This is a genomic window from Parabacteroides faecis (assembly GCF_014647375.1).
In the GTDB taxonomy this organism is placed as follows: Bacteria; Bacteroidota; Bacteroidia; order Bacteroidales; family Tannerellaceae; genus Parabacteroides; species Parabacteroides faecis.
Genome location: NZ_BMPB01000016.1, coordinates 211655 through 226503, shown reverse-complemented (window position 1 = coordinate 226503; position 14849 = coordinate 211655). Strand labels below are relative to the sequence as shown.

16 protein-coding genes, 1 tRNA gene and 1 pseudogene are annotated in these 14849 nt (G+C 42.4%); 4 read left to right on the top strand and 14 right to left on the bottom strand.

Going from position 1 to position 14849, the window contains the following annotated elements:
• Positions 1-213: 213 nt before the first annotated feature.
• Positions 214-439, top strand: a pseudogene (locus IEY67_RS22065) (winged helix-turn-helix domain-containing protein); the annotation flags it as partial.
• A 5-nt stretch (positions 440-444) separates the two neighbouring features.
• On the opposite strand, the gene IEY67_RS22060 reads toward IEY67_RS22065, so the two are convergent.
• The 5 genes from IEY67_RS22060 to mltG all read right to left on the bottom strand — a co-directional run bounded on the left by IEY67_RS22060 (position 445) and on the right by mltG (position 5055).
• Entirely contained in the window at positions 445-1233 is a 789-nt protein-coding gene (locus IEY67_RS22060) for a 4Fe-4S binding protein (RefSeq protein ID WP_122357177.1), read from the bottom strand.
• A 5-nt stretch (positions 1234-1238) separates the two neighbouring features.
• Entirely contained in the window at positions 1239-1745 is a 507-nt protein-coding gene (locus IEY67_RS22055) for a TlpA family protein disulfide reductase (protein ID WP_183672387.1), read from the bottom strand.
• 7 nt (positions 1746-1752) lie between these two features.
• A complete protein-coding gene (locus tag IEY67_RS22050) occupies positions 1753-2334 on the bottom strand; it encodes an indolepyruvate oxidoreductase subunit beta (protein ID WP_122375370.1) in 582 nt (193 codons plus the stop codon).
• The gene (locus IEY67_RS22045; RefSeq protein WP_183672386.1) at positions 2331-3929 is read right to left on the bottom strand and encodes a thiamine pyrophosphate-dependent enzyme; all 1599 of its coding nucleotides are present in this window, start codon (positions 3927-3929) and stop codon (positions 2331-2333) included. The genes IEY67_RS22050 and IEY67_RS22045 overlap by 4 nt, the downstream gene beginning before the upstream one ends.
• Positions 3930-4011: 82 nt before the next feature.
• Positions 4012-5055, bottom strand: coding sequence for an endolytic transglycosylase MltG (mltG, locus tag IEY67_RS22040; RefSeq protein ID WP_183672385.1), 1044 nt, complete (start codon positions 5053-5055; stop codon positions 4012-4014).
• Positions 5056-5201: 146 nt separating this feature from the next.
• Here mltG and IEY67_RS22035 point away from each other — a divergent pair.
• Positions 5202-5288, top strand: a tRNA-Ser gene (locus IEY67_RS22035).
• Between the two features lie 117 nt (positions 5289-5405).
• On the opposite strand, the gene IEY67_RS22030 is transcribed toward IEY67_RS22035, so the two are convergent.
• The gene (locus tag IEY67_RS22030) at positions 5406-5687 is read right to left on the bottom strand and encodes a DUF202 domain-containing protein (protein WP_122375373.1); all 282 of its coding nucleotides are present in this window, start codon (positions 5685-5687) and stop codon (positions 5406-5408) included.
• 260 nt (positions 5688-5947) lie between these two features.
• Between IEY67_RS22030 and IEY67_RS22025 the strand changes: the two genes are divergently transcribed.
• Positions 5948-6256 carry a hypothetical protein gene (locus tag IEY67_RS22025; RefSeq protein ID WP_122357171.1) on the top strand — a complete coding sequence of 103 codons (309 nt, stop codon included), beginning with the start codon at positions 5948-5950 and terminating at the stop codon, positions 6254-6256.
• A gap of 77 nt (positions 6257-6333) precedes the next feature.
• Here IEY67_RS22025 and IEY67_RS22020 read toward each other — a convergent pair whose 3' ends face one another.
• Together IEY67_RS22020 and IEY67_RS22015 are read right to left on the bottom strand one after the other, a co-directional pair.
• A complete protein-coding gene (locus IEY67_RS22020) occupies positions 6334-6591 on the bottom strand; it encodes a hypothetical protein (protein WP_122357170.1) in 258 nt (85 codons plus the stop codon).
• Between the two features lie 118 nt (positions 6592-6709).
• Complete coding sequence (locus IEY67_RS22015) at positions 6710-7453, bottom strand: alpha/beta fold hydrolase (protein WP_183672394.1); 744 nt, start codon at positions 7451-7453, stop codon at positions 6710-6712.
• Positions 7454-7550: 97 nt separating this feature from the next.
• Between IEY67_RS22015 and IEY67_RS22010 the strand changes: the two genes are divergently transcribed.
• Positions 7551-8165: a sugar O-acetyltransferase gene (locus IEY67_RS22010; RefSeq protein WP_183672384.1), complete on the top strand. Its 615-nt coding sequence runs from the start codon at positions 7551-7553 to the stop codon at positions 8163-8165.
• A 144-nt stretch (positions 8166-8309) separates the two neighbouring features.
• Here IEY67_RS22010 and fumC read toward each other — a convergent pair whose 3' ends face one another.
• The 6 genes from fumC to IEY67_RS21980 all read right to left on the bottom strand — a co-directional run bounded on the left by fumC (position 8310) and on the right by IEY67_RS21980 (position 14775).
• Positions 8310-9707, bottom strand: a complete 1398-nt coding sequence (gene fumC, locus IEY67_RS22005) for a class II fumarate hydratase (protein WP_122357168.1) — start codon at positions 9705-9707, stop codon at positions 8310-8312.
• Positions 9708-9759: 52 nt separating this feature from the next.
• Positions 9760-11085 (bottom strand): MATE family efflux transporter, encoded by a 1326-nt coding sequence (locus IEY67_RS22000; RefSeq protein ID WP_183672383.1) that lies wholly within the window; start codon positions 11083-11085, stop codon positions 9760-9762.
• Positions 11086-11401: 316 nt separating this feature from the next.
• A complete protein-coding gene (locus IEY67_RS21995) occupies positions 11402-11770 on the bottom strand; it encodes a VOC family protein (RefSeq protein ID WP_122357166.1) in 369 nt (122 codons plus the stop codon).
• Between the two features lie 86 nt (positions 11771-11856).
• The gene (locus IEY67_RS21990) at positions 11857-12678 is read right to left on the bottom strand and encodes a helix-turn-helix domain-containing protein (protein WP_183672382.1); all 822 of its coding nucleotides are present in this window, start codon (positions 12676-12678) and stop codon (positions 11857-11859) included.
• Between the two features lie 18 nt (positions 12679-12696).
• Positions 12697-13554 carry an AraC family transcriptional regulator gene (locus tag IEY67_RS21985; RefSeq protein WP_183672381.1) on the bottom strand — a complete coding sequence of 286 codons (858 nt, stop codon included), beginning with the start codon at positions 13552-13554 and terminating at the stop codon, positions 12697-12699.
• Positions 13555-13746: 192 nt separating this feature from the next.
• Positions 13747-14775 (bottom strand): Kelch repeat-containing protein, encoded by a 1029-nt coding sequence (locus tag IEY67_RS21980; RefSeq protein ID WP_199673312.1) that lies wholly within the window; start codon positions 14773-14775, stop codon positions 13747-13749.
• Between the last annotated feature and the right edge of the window lie 74 nt (positions 14776-14849).

Sequence of the window (14849 nt, the reverse complement as noted above, 5' to 3'; positions counted from 1 at the left end):
CTCAATCATCAAACGAATGAAGCATATATGTGTTCTTTGCGTTTGATATATATCAAACGAATAATTCTACAGGAAAGAATAAGGAACAATTATAATGGCCCAATCAATTCTTTCGGCCTAATTCCAAAAACATATCATCAAAATTAATTACAACCCGATGAAATAAATTAATAAAATCCATTCCTTATAATACAGATAAAGATCAGCCAGACCGAAACACTCTCTCACCGGGAAGCGGAGATCCTGCGGCTTCTATGTAAGCATACAAACGATATGCTACACAGGAACCCCGTATTGCTAAGAGCTATGGGGAGACGATAGTTTTTTCAACGCCCGGAGTATGGACGTGTTTATTACTAAACTACGTAAGAAACTAAAAGCCGATCCCTCGGTTCAAATAATAAATATCCGTGGGATCGGCTATAAGCTAATTATTTAAAATGATCAAAAGAACAATTCAGGTTCGCGCCGTGCACTGAAGTTTTTATGAAGCATGGCCGTATAAGGCGTATCAAACGTACGTGCTCCTTCCGGACATTCCTTCACACAGGCACAACATTTAATACAGAGAACAGGATCACTGAACATCCGGTCATCGACAATCGAAATGGCAGTAACCGGACAAACATCAATACAATATTCACACTGTGTACATAGCTCTTCATCCGTAACCGGAGCCTGTGGTGTCGACGGTCCTTTTACTTTATAAGGGTAATTCCCTTTCACCTCCAGCACTGGCAATTTCGACAAACAGCCAGCATCATCCAGTTTCTTCAGCGTATCATGTCCAAACTGAGAAGCCTTAAACAGATCATCCTTATCCGGACGACCTGCCGCAATAGGCATATCCTTCCGGCTATAAGAATGTTCACCGACAAAAGCACCGGCACTGACAGGAATAAATCCCTGCACTACCAACGTATCGCTCAGCTCTTTCAAAGCATCTTCGTAATCGCGGTTCCCATAGACAACCACTGGTATGACCGGCGTATCTTTTCCCTGAAACATACGGATACGTTCCATCGCCGTTTCTGCAACACGCCCGCCATAGACCGGGACAGCAACGATCACCAGCTCATTCTCTCCTATTAGCAACGGTTCCTTTAAGCCTTCGCAGGTTATATCCGACTCAGATAAAGTTTCCGCTTCCAATCCTTCCGCAATAGCATAAGATATCTTAGCCGATGTATGCGTCGGAGAAAAATAGATTAAATGTATATTCTTATACTGCATATCTTTTATTTTATCGCCGCATCGATCTTTTTCATCAATTCGGCAAACTCTTCTTCCGTATATCCTTTGCCGGCATAGATCACTTTACCGTCCTTACCTATCAAATAGGTTCGGGGAATCAGGTTCTTGGCAAACGCACCGAAGATCGCCCGGTTCTTGTCGGGGTATAACGGGAAAGTAAAACCTTTTTTCTCGTTGTACTTCGCCAGTTCGGCATCCGTATGTTCACGACCGATCACCAGCATTTGAAAACTCTTGTTATCCTTATATTTCGGCCACAGTTTCTGCTGTACCTCAGCCAGTTCTTTCTGGCAGGGAGGACACCAAGTGGCAAAAAAGTTTATCAGGACTACTTTTCCTTTCAGAGATGCTGACGATGTTTGTGTTCCGTTATCGGAAACGATCGTAAATGCAGGCATCTGGTCACCTACCTTTATTATGTCTGCATCGTTTTGTGCATGAGTAATAAAGGCAAAGATCATAAAGATGGCGGTTAAGAGACTTTTTTTCATAAAAATTTTATTTTAAACTTTGGGCTACGTCATAGCCTGCTTTCAATGCTTTCAGGTTCATCTCGACCACTTCTTCACCCTTACGGCCAAAGATATGACGGATACCATCTGCTATTTTATCATATTCGATACCGATAAAAGGAGTTGCTGCCCCCAGCATAACGATATTCGCAGCACGGGCCGTAGCCACTTCTTTTGCAATTGCCTCCACATCGAGAATTACTTTATGCGGCAGCTTATTCAATTCTTCATTCACCTTGTCGATATCCGGATAGTTGGGGATATTGACAAACGGCTGTGAGTTTGTCACCAGCCAACCCTCTTTTTTCAGATAAGGAAGATAACGGAGGCTCTCCATCGGTTCCAGAGAAATGATCAGGTCGGCATGTCCTTTCGGGATCAGATCGGAAGCGATCGGCTGGTCTGACAAACGCAAATTCGACTGTACGTCACCTCCGCGCTGGCTCATTCCGTGTACTTCCGCTTGTTTCATATACAGACCTTCTTTCAAAGCTGCTTCTCCAATAACGGCGGCAATAGAGAGGATACCTTGTCCTCCTACACCTGACAATATAATATCTGCTCTCATTTCTTACTTGCTTTTTTCTTTCTGGTTAATGTCTGGATACATTCACGACGCGGGATCAGGACAGATACGCCCTTATATTCAATCTCTTCGCGGATGATCGTTTTCATCTCTTCGTAATTCTTTTTCAACGGGATCATCACACGGATATGAGCCGGATCGACGCCGATACCGGCACAAATAGCTTCCAGACGTCCTGTTCCGGCTGAATCTTGCCCACCGGTCATCGCCGTTGTTTCATTATCGGAGATAACGATCGTTATATTCGTATTCTCGTTTACACAATCCAGCAAACCGGTCATACCCGAGTGCGTGAAAGTAGAGTCTCCGATCACTGATACCGCAGGGAATACACCGGCATCGGAAGCACCCTTTGCCATCGTGATAGAAGCCCCCATGTCAATACAGGAGTCGATTGCACGGAATGGAGACAAAGCACCTAACGTATAACAACCAATATCACCGAATACTTTCGGATCTTTATATTCGGCCAACACTTCGTTCAGCGCTTCATAGACATCGCGGTGACCGCAACCCTGGCACAAAGCGGGCGGACGCTGTTCAACCACTTCCGGTATCGCATAGTAACTGTTAATTTCTTTACCCAAAGCCTTCCCTACAGTATCCGGAGTCAATTCACCGTCACGCTGTAAAGTTCCGTCCAAACGGCCATGTACAATAACACCTTTCCCCAGGAAACCTTTCAGTTGTTCTTCCACTACCGGATATCCTTCTTCCAGTACCAGGATTTCCTTGCATTCGTTTGCGATCTTTTCCACCAACTTACGTGGTAACGGATACTGGCTGATCTTCAGTACCGGATGCTCAAACCCGTCCGGATAATTCTCAGACAGATAATTGAAAGCAATTCCTGTAGTAATGATACCCAACTCTTTATCCGGAGCATCGAAATACTTGTTATATGTTGAATTTTCAGAAGATTCGGTAAATACTTTCTGAGATTCCAGTAATACTTTGAAACGCTTACGTGCCAAAGCCGGAAGCAGGATAAAACGCTGGCGTCCGTCCGGCGGGCAATTCATTGTATTTTCATCTTTGATCGGACGTGTCACTACACCTGCACGGGAATGTGCCATACGGGTAGTAATACGCATCAGGATCGGATAACCCAGTTTTTCAGAAAGCTCGAAACCTTCATACACCATATCGTAAGCTTCCTGCTGGCTGGAAGGTTCCAGCATCGGGATCATGGCAAAATTACCATATACACGGTTATCCTGTTCATTTTGTGAAGAGTGCATAGATGGATCATCCGCTGTAATAATGATCATACCGCCGTTAATACCACTCATTCCTGCATTCATAAAGCAATCTGCTGCCACGTTCAGTCCGACATGCTTCATACAGCACAAAGAGCGCTTTCCGGCATAACTCATACCTAATGCAGCTTCCATTGCAGTCTTTTCATTCGCACTCCAACGGCTATGTATCCCCCGTTCTTTCGCTACTGCCGAGCCTTGGATATACTCGGTAATTTCTGTTGAAGGAGTACCCGGATAGGCATAAACACCGGAAATACCGGCATCAATCGCAGCTTGTGCGATTGCCTCATCCCCCAAGAATAGTTGTTTTTCCATGTATATTTGTTTTCTTAAATTGATTTTTATGTTATACCAACTGCCAAAGATACAGTTTTTACCCCAACAAGCGGTAAAAAATTTATCGAATCTTTCTCCTGTTAAGCTCAGCCCTGTAGCGGTTTGCATTACGGTTATGTTCCGTCAATGTCGCTGCAAAATTGTGGCGTCCCGAAAAATCCTCTTTGGCACACATATAAAGATAATTATGCTTCATATAATTCAAAACGCTGTCCATCCCTTTGATGGTAGGAATACGTAATGGCCCCGGTGGAAGGCCGGGATATTTATATGTATTATAAGGAGAATCGATCTCCAGATGTTCAAACAGGATACGCTGCAAGGTAAAATCACCTACGGCGAACTTCACAGTCGGATCTGCCTGTAAGGGAATTCCACGATGCAAACGGTTAAGATATAATCCTGCTACAATCGGATATTCATCCGTGGCTGCTGTTTCTTCCTCCACAATAGAAGCGAGAACAGAAACTTCAACCGGGGTCAGGTTTATGGCCTTTGCTTTTTCCAAACGTGCATCTGTCCAGAAAGATTTATACTCCCGTTTCATACGTTGCATCAGTTTCTCTGCCGGAATATTCCAATAGACTTCATAAGTATTCGGGATAAACATTGCCATGACTGTTTCAAGCGTGAATCCCAACGAATCACAATAGGCGGAATCATTGAGCAAAGAGAGCAATTCTTCTTTATCCAGCATCAACTGGTCATCCATACGTTCGGCTAGATCATCCTTGAAACGGATATTATTAAATGTAAGACGGGTTGCCACCTGATGTCCGCGCCGCAGATCGTTCAAAAGCTCCAGGTTACTCATCCCCGGTGATACGGCATATCGCCCGGTCCTTATGTTCTCCTGATATTTCAATATCCCTGCCAATTGTTTAAAGCTACCGATCCGGCTACAATCAGCGGAATCGATCAATTGGCGACACAGGTCATCAAAATTTTTTTCCTTTCCTATATATAGGTAGACTGTTTCTTTCGGCATAAAATTCGGAGCCCATGCCAGACGATATCCCCAAAAGCCCGCTCCCGCCAGCAAAAAGACTAAAAATACGACTCCCCCGATTAGTATATTACGTTTTCCTCGTTTTTTCTTATTCATTTTTTAATCCAATAAAATACTGATTATCAGAACAGGTTACAAAAGTAGTATCTTTTTCTCAAAAAATAGATGCAAAATACTTTGTTTATTAAAAAACATACGCCTATCTTTGCAGCGCAATTCTAAGGAAGAAGCACAGAACACATGGAAGTGTGGGTGAGTGGCTGAAACCACCAGTTTGCTAAACTGACGTACTCGTAAGGGTACCGCGAGTTCGAATCTCGCCGCTTCCGCTCCAAGGCTGTTAGTCGAAAGACTGATAGCCTTTGTTGCTTTATCCACCTCCAATAAAACCATTTTTCAGATCCTTTCAAAGTATTTTGTCAATGGAGTGGCACAACTACGCCATCCTAATGGGAGTCTTCATAAGTATAAGTGTTCAAATACTTTTTTAACTGATAATACCTGTAGAATCCAATGAGAAGCAGAATCACACTAACACCTATGCATATCCATGCTACTGCTATCAGATGTTGAATACTTTTGATTTCAAATATGCCGAACCCGACGGTCAAAAGATATAACGAGGTACGTATATAAGAAAAAAGAGTTCGTTCATTTGCCAACCTGGTTCTTTCCAATGCCAGATAATCCCTCAATATAATTTTCTCATAATTTTTAAACCCATTCATTTATTATCCCTTTCTTTCTATATAACATGATGACTTTATATTTTAAACACACAAAACAGAACTGTTGTTTACCTGTTTTTTGAGGATATTTTCATCAGATTTCCACGATTCCACAATCCAATTCCACAATCACATCACCATTGAGAAAACAACCATCACTGATAATCAGTATTTTACCCAGAACAAATCATTTTGGCATGCCAATTGAACTATCATAAATGTATTAGCATAAAAGATTGTTTAATTAAAAATTTAAAGTCATGAAAAAAGTATTAGTTGTTATGGCAATGGTGATGGGTGTTGGTTGTATGAGTGCTATCGCAGCAGAAACAAGCGTTGATTCAGTGGCTTGCTGTCAAGCGTCACAGGATGAATACAAAAAGATTGAAGTAACGGAAGTACCGGATGTTGTGAAAAGTGCAGTTGAAAAAGCATATGCAGGTCAGACAATCAAAGAAGCCTCTGTAGCAGAAAAGGACGGAGCAAAAACTTATAAACTGGTAATCGCTACAGCTGAAGGAACTGAAAGCACTGTTACTTTCAATGACAAAGGTGAAGAAGTAAAATAAATTAATAACCCACAGGTTATAAAACGGTTAAGATAAAATGTCCGGGACTTTTAAAGAAGCCCGGACATTTTTGTTCTTTAACTTTCATACTTTTCAGCCCATCCCAGAATCACCGGACTGTGTACATCGACACCGAATTCTTCCGCTTTTAACAGGATGCGATGTGCCAATAAAGACTTTTTATCTTCCGGTGCATATCTGAAATAAGCTTCGGCAGCCCTTACATGAGCACCGTCCGGCATTGGGAATTCCCGCGTTTCAGGAAGACCGAAATCAGAAGAGGGAAGTTCTTTACGTTCTTCTGTCGTTAATTTGTCACTAAATTCATTTGCCATAACAATCCATTTTTCAATTCGCTTATAATAACCCGGACAGCAATCGAAAAGCTCACTATTATGACAACATTTAGTAATTATTCTATTAAACAGAATCAGTCAACAAGAAACAGAGAGGTTATTCTTCCTTTTTAAGCAAGATAATATCCAATATGGAACTGACAATATCCGCTTTCTTCACCACCATTAAATGATCACCTCCTTCAACCGGAAAAACATCTTCGAGCCGGTCATAAGGAAATATCTGGTCGGAAGTTCCATGGATATGATAGAGATGTTCGCTTTTATTATCCGGTACCCAGTCTGTGATCTGTTCCACCGCCCATTTTATATAAACCGGATCAGTTACCGTCATATATTCAGCCAGATCAGAATTGGATGCATTATATACCAAACGGTTAAATGCATTCGTTATAAAATCAGTCGAAGAGAAAAGCCGCTTAGGCATAAATTCCATCAGATTCACTTTACGGACTGCCTGGAAAAGAATAGGGATTTCTTTCTTGCTTTTAAAAGAAGAAATAATCACACATTTCTCCGGTTTCAGGAAAAGGGTCATTTCCTGCATGACCACTGCACCGAAAGAATAGCCGATCAGGATAAACGGAGAGGAAGTATCGATCACTTTTGCCATAGTCCGGGCATATTCGGACAAGGATTCGTCCGGCCGGGGAATATGCCATTCAATATAAACCTTCCTATACCCTTTCGGAAGCCTCAGCTTATCAAATACCTTACAATTATAGCACATTCCGGAAATAAAATAGACATTGATATTCTTTACATCCTTCTTCCGGAACCAGTTTACCAACGATGATAAACGATTCCATATTCCGGGAGATTGTGCTTTATTTCCTTCCATACTGCTTTTACTCTTTATAAGCATAAAGATAGTGGTTTTGTTCAAAAACCTTATATTTATAACCAAAAGAATGTTTTACTCATAAAAGAACACGAAGATGACCGAAAAAGAAAAAATGCTGGCCGGTGAATCATATGATTGCGGCGACAAAGAGTTAATCACACGCTGGCACCTTGCCAAAAAACTGGCAAAACAATATTACGATACAGATACAACCGACAAAGAACAGCTGAACAGTATCCTCGACCAGTTACTCGGATCAAGAGGTGAAAATGTATGGGTTTCAGCCCCTATTTATGTCGATTATGGCGAAAACATACACCTGGGAAACAATATCGAGATAAATATGAATTGTACGTTTCTCGACTGCAACACAATTACCATAGGCGATAATTCCGGTATCGGTCCGAATGTACAGATATTTACCGTCGGCCATCCTGTAAATCCCGACGATCGACTTTCATCGGGTAAAGAAGGAGGTTTCTCTTTCTGGAAATCGAATACCGCTCCCGTGACGATCGGAAAGAATGTCTGGATCGGAGGCGGATCAATCATTCTTCCGGGAGTAACGATCGGTGATAATACAACGATCGGAGCAGGCAGTGTTGTTACTAAATCAATTCCGGCTAATTGTCTGGCAGTTGGAAACCCCTGTAAAATTATCAGAAACACATTATATTCTATTCTATCACAAGAAGAGACAAGCGATTGAAGTTAGAGTTTATTGCATGTATCGGGGAAACGTCATTTCCATCGTTAATGTTTACATATTCGGATAAACCTTGCAAACAAAAATGCAGCCTTTGCATCCTTTGCAAAAACTGCATTTCATTAATTATCCACTAAGATCACAATATCAGATATTACCTACCATTTTAGACGGATCAACCCAATTATCAAAATCTTCAGCCGTTAACAAACCCGATTCGACGGCCGCCTGCTTCAAAGACTTATTCTCACGATAAGCCTTCTGGGCTATCGATGCAGCCTTGTAATAACCGATCTTCGGATTAAGAGCCGTTACAAGCATCAATGAATCGTCCAGATGTTTCTTTATATTCTCTTTTACAGGCTCGATACCGATAACACAATTATCATTAAAGCTCCTGCAACCATCGCCAATCAGGCGGGCACTATGAAGAAAGTTATAAATAATCATCGGTTTGAATACGTTCAATTCGAACTGCCCGTTTGCCCCACCTACCGAAATAGCCACATCATTGCCCATCACTTGTGCGGCGATCATTGTCAGTGCTTCGTTTTGGGTCGGGTTTACTTTACCCGGCATGATGGAAGAACCGGGTTCATTCTCCGGAAGATGGATCTCACCTATCCCGGCACGTGGACCGGAACCGAGCATGCGGATATCGTTTGCAATCTTCATCAGACTGACGGCAATACCCTTCAGTGCACCATGGGTAGACACGATCGCATCGTGAGTAGCCAATGCTTCAAACTTATTCGGCGCGGTAACAAACGGCAACCCGGTCAGTTGTGCAATTTTACGGGCAACATTCTCTCCAAAGTTATCAGGCGTATTGATACCCGTACCGACAGCAGTACCACCTAATGCCAGTTCTGCCAAATGCGGCAAAGTACTTTTCAAGGCATGAATACCATATTCCAATTGAGCAGCATAACCACTAAATTCCTGGCCAAGCGTCAACGGCGTAGCGTCCATAAAATGGGTACGTCCTATTTTTACGATCGGCATGAACTCACGGCTTTTCATTATCAAACTCTTATGCAGCATCTCCAGGGCCGGGATCGTATTCTCCCTAAGCATTTTATATGCTGCGATATGCATAGCCGAAGGGAAAGTATCGTTCGACGACTGCGACTTATTCACATCATCGTTGGGCGACAATATCTTTACCTCATCCGTCAATTTTCCACCATTCAACACATGCCCGCGATAAGCTATCACTTCATTCACATTCATATTGGTTTGCGTTCCGCTACCGGTCTGCCATACAACCAAAGGGAAAGAGTCATCCAGTTTTCCATCCAGTATCTCATCACAGACACGTACAATCAGGTCGCATTTTTCCTGAGATAAAACTCCGGCATCTTTATTTGCCAGGGCCGCTCCCATCTTCAAATAAGCGAATGCCCGGATAATTTCTTTCGGCATCCGGTTTATATCCTGTGCAATCCTGAAGTTTTCAACACTACGTTGGGTCTGTGCACCATAATAGGCATCGATTGGGACTTTCACGTTTCCCATCGTATCTTTTTCTATCCGACATTCCATAAGTCTTTTTCTTTAATATCTTTTTTATAAAACCGTACAGATAATGAAATGTTTATACCTCAGGAGCATATATTTTGAAGTAACGAACCTTCATATAGCCATAAGTAAGGACAAAAAGCATGAAAACATATAAAAGCTCGGCCGTCCAGTAAACCATCAGCGGGACATCAAACTGTACCAATACCAAAAACAGATAGACCAGATAAATCAGGATCGTAATCAGTTCAAAAACAAAAGCAGTCCGTGTCCGGCCCGTTCCCGTTACAGCATTACAATAAATATGTGCCGGAACCGATAGGAAATAATTGGAGAGCATTACAACAAAAGGCCAGAATGCACTCCGGATCAGCTCCTGATTTTTTGTATAAATACCTAATACCTCATCCGAAAAAAGGAAGGTAAATACAAGCAACGGGATTCCCAGCATGTAGCTCAAACTCATCATCTTCCGGCATAAAGGCATGATATTACGATATTCCCCGGCACCGATCAGATTGCTGACCAAAGATCCTGTTGTCGTTGAAAAGGAACAGACTATTACAAAAAATACAGTAGAGATACTACGGACTATATTTGCAATGGCTAGCTGCTCCTCTCCCAAATGTTCAATCACCACAAAAAACAAGAACCAGGGAGCCACGGCCGTAAAAGAATACATCATGCTCCATACCGAAAGCTTAAATAGCCGAAGTTGCAATTGCCAATCGTATACAGGCCGTAGTCCATAATAACGTTTGTCTATTTTGCGGCAAACATATACCACTAAAACGATCAGAAAAGAAAGTTCCGAAATGGTGGAAGCCAATGCGGCTCCGGATATTCCCAGCCGGGGAAACCCGAAGTTACCGAATATCAACAGATAATTCAATACAATATTAGTAATTACCATTACGACTGCCCCCGTTGTCAGTATCCGTGTCTTTGTTATTCCCACAAAGAAAGCCCGGAAAGCCAAAGCCGGAAAAGTAAACAACAGACCGAACGTACGCCAGTCCAGATATTTTATTACAGCCTCATACACTTCTTCCGATGTGATCAGTTCAGATAATAAGGCCGGAGAGAATAACCAGGACATTACGAACATAGATCCGGCCAACACAATAAGAAAGAACAGTCCCTGAAAGAATACTTTCCCCGTCTCATTATAATTCCCTTCTCCGTTACGACGGCCTACCATCACTTGTAACCCCAGACTGAAACCAAACCCCAGCATATAGATAGCCAGGTAATACATACCCGCCAATGCGGCAGCTCCCAACTCCACCTCTCCATAGTGTCCCAGAAAGATAGCGTCTGTAATATTAATCAATTGCTCTATAAGAATGCTCATCATCACAGGAAAGTTGATGAGCCATATTTGTTTGTATGTGAAATTCATAATTCAACTTAGTATATATGCGTCACTATACATTCTTTTCAGAAGAATGCATCACGACAATTAATTATAAAATAAGATTTGTACCCTGTATGATAAGAGGATAGCGAATTACAGACAAAGAAGGTCTTTGCCTTATGTCAAAGGAAACTACGCTATATACAGAGTTGACACTTCATAAGTTGAATAATCGGATTATTTGTAACAGTTGCAAATGTAAACGTTTTTCCTGACTATGACTACTAAAACGGCAGAAAATGAAAAATATAAAAAGGACGACACTCCTGCCGTCCTTTCCGTTCAATCACAAATGACCTTCTTATCTGTCGGAATACAGTCCAATCGTATTTCCTTCACTATCGGAAAACATAGCAAAATATCCGCGACAGTCAGCTTCAATCTTTGTCTTTTCCCTAAGAACCTTTCCCCCGTTGGATTTGATCAGAGAGAGTGTAGCTTCCATATCGTCTACATGCAAATGGATAAGTACACCGTTCTTTGACGGGAGAAAATCGGCAGCCCATGATACGGCACCCGGAGCCAAACCGTCTTCATCAGGGAAGAAAGCCATCTTTTCGGCATCGCACTCCATCACATCCAACTTCAGGCTCAACACTGTTTCGTAAAACTTTACGGCCCTTACAAAATCAGAGGCCGGAATCTCGAAGAAAGAAATTAACTTTTTCATGTTCACTTTTTTAGATAAACAGTTTCTGTCTTTTGACAATGCAAAGATAGAGTATGCCAAAAGCCGAAACTTGGAAAAAAAGGACATTAGCCGTTCTCCTGTGAGAAATAATCGGAATAGGGAGCACAAACGCCCAGATACTCTTTCGGGGTATATCCGGAGAAAACCTTAAATTCATTAATCAGATGCGGCTGGTCATAGAAGCCACATTCATAAGCCAGTTGGGAAAAACTTATATCCGGAGTAGATTGCAGTACATATAAAGCATGCTGGAAACGGACAATCCGCAGGAACTCCTTCGGGCTGATCCCAACATGTCCGGTAAAAATACGTTGAAACTGTTTAGTACTCAGATAAACAGATGAAGCAAGATCAGAGATACGCACTTCTCCTCCCCGCCGGTTGATCGTCCGAATAGCAGAAAACATCCGTTCGAGATTATGTTCTTTCGGAGGATTGAGACGGGACAGAAGGAAATGTTCGACCAGGCAGATACAATTCCTGTCGTCTGCTTCATATAATATACGGTCTTCCAGTTCCTGCAATTCGCGGTCGCCCAACTCATCGGCAGAAACTTTTTGGTTGCAAAACTCACTGACGGGCATCCGGAAGAATGCACTTACCGAATGTGTATGGAAGACAACAGCCAGTATCCTGATCGTTCCGGAAAAGCTCAGTTCGGAGTAACCGACATACTGCCCACACAAAATAGACTGGCTGTTTACACGTCGGCTGTCGTGTGAGGAAGATAATAATATTGGATTCCCCCGATAGAAAAGCATCTGCACATTCCCGGTCGGGATGATGCGCTCCGTGTTTTCTATAGGACTATCCGTCTCCAACAACCAGTAATGCCTGACATAAGGAGCAAGTGCCGGCGATGGTAATAGTATCTGAAACGATTCCATGCCGGCAAATATACGAATTTATTCAATCGGAATATGGATTTCAGTCACCAGCTCTTCAGGAGCGGTATTGACCGGATTATTCAGATACTTTTCATATCCCGGCGCATCAAGCGGCCTGTATCCACTTTCAGGAATCAGGTGCAGATAGATCGTATCATATACCGATTTCAGATGTTCATACGAACCTTTATAGCGGAAGATTAGATATTTAGCAGCAGGTAATTGCTTTACGCCAACCTCCCCTTTCGGTTCGGCTGTTTTCGGTAAAACCAGGCAAACATACGTGCGCAGCTTGTCAGGTTCCGTCACTTTAGGGTCGTCATGATAGATACAGATATGCTCGATCCCTTCCGAATACAGGTTCTGTTCTTTCACAAAGGCCCACAGTTTCTGCCAGGCCCCGCAAAAATCGAGAGTCATATAGGCTCCCGATAAACGGACATAGGCAATCTGACGGTCAGGATATTCTTTTACTTCAGTTTCTATATTCAAATCATGTCTTACTTCAACAGGTCTCATAATAATGTAATCTTTATTTTTACGATAATTATTAGGTGAAATACCATAGAACAGTTTAAAGGCCTTCGACAAGGAAGACGGGACATCATAACCTACGCGCCAGGATATTTCCTGTACCGACATATCCGAGTAACGCAGTAACCGAGCTGCAGTCTCGACCCTCATCCTGACAATAAAAGCACCGATATTCTCTCCCAGGAATGCTTTTACGATCCGGTGGAAATGCCAGGGCGAAAAACCGGACATCTCTGCCAGCATATCCAGATCAATTGTTTCGCTCAAATGATTGTTGATATACTCTACCAGGATATTTATTTTACGTTGATACTCTTCTTTTGTTGCGGGTCTTTGTTCCATATTCATTTTGTATTTCGCTACAAAGATAAGAGCGGGGAGGATAAGATACTTTTCCTATCTTGCTAAAAAAGGGCGACCATCACTGGCCACCCTTTCCATGTTCACGTTGAATTATCGTTTGTTTTTAAATCAGAGAGTGAATGTTTAATATCTAGTTGTTATAGGAATTTTACATAAGATTTATTTCTTCCGTTAGTAATCATCCTTATCGTACTCATCCGGATGAAACTCCCATACATCATCAAAACGTATAAGCCCACTCATGCCAGCTAAGACAAAACCTCTCTTGCCATTTGAGAAAGATGCCTGTGCCTTACGACTTACCCCTTTGAATTTGGCTACATTCTCCCACAAATCAGTTGAAGGAGAATATTTCCAGGTATCGGTACACAGACTTCCGCTTTCACCGCAAGTCAGATAGGCTGAACCATCGATAACAAAAGTTGCTGCCGACACACGAGCTATCGCATACTCATCATCATAACTTTCTTCCGAAGTATCCGAAATATTACGCAATTGTGTCCATATCCCTGTTGAAGGGTTGAACCTCCAGAAATCATCTGCATAAACTCCGTTATTCAATCCGCAGCAAATATATGCCTTGTCGTCGATCACGAAAGCGGATGCGCCACTCCGTTTACATCCATCGAAATAGAGCTGTTCCCAACTATCGGTATCCGGATCAAACACATAAAAGTCTTTCAAAAAACTGCCGTCATAGCCGCAACCGACATAACCTTTACCATCGACACCGAAAGCCACTGCATCATAACGTGCACCGCCGGGAAAGTCGGCTCTTTGTGTCCAACTATTGGCTGCCGGATCATATTCCCAGAAATCATCCAACTTATTGCTTCCGTCATATCCGGTTCCGAAATATCCTTTCCCGTCAACCGCCATGGCAACTCCCGAGTTACGCGCCGCACCGGGAAAGTTCGCTTTCTGTGTCCAGGTATCCCGGTCCATATCATATTCCCAGAAATCCGACAAACGGCTTGTTCCATCAAATCCACAGACCAGATATCCGTAATCTCCGATCGTAAACGATGCGACATCACTACGGGGAACCCCGTCAAAGTCGGATATACGATACCATTTTCCCATCAAGCAATCTTCCGTGTCATCATCATCGGGAATGATATCGTCATCCTCCTTACAAGAGACCATCGTTACGGAGAACATGGTCAACAGCAATAGAAACAACCTCTCAAATACATTCATACCACTTCTTCTATTTACTGATACAAAAGAACAAAGTATCTTACCTACGCACAAATAAAATCGACCAACAGGAC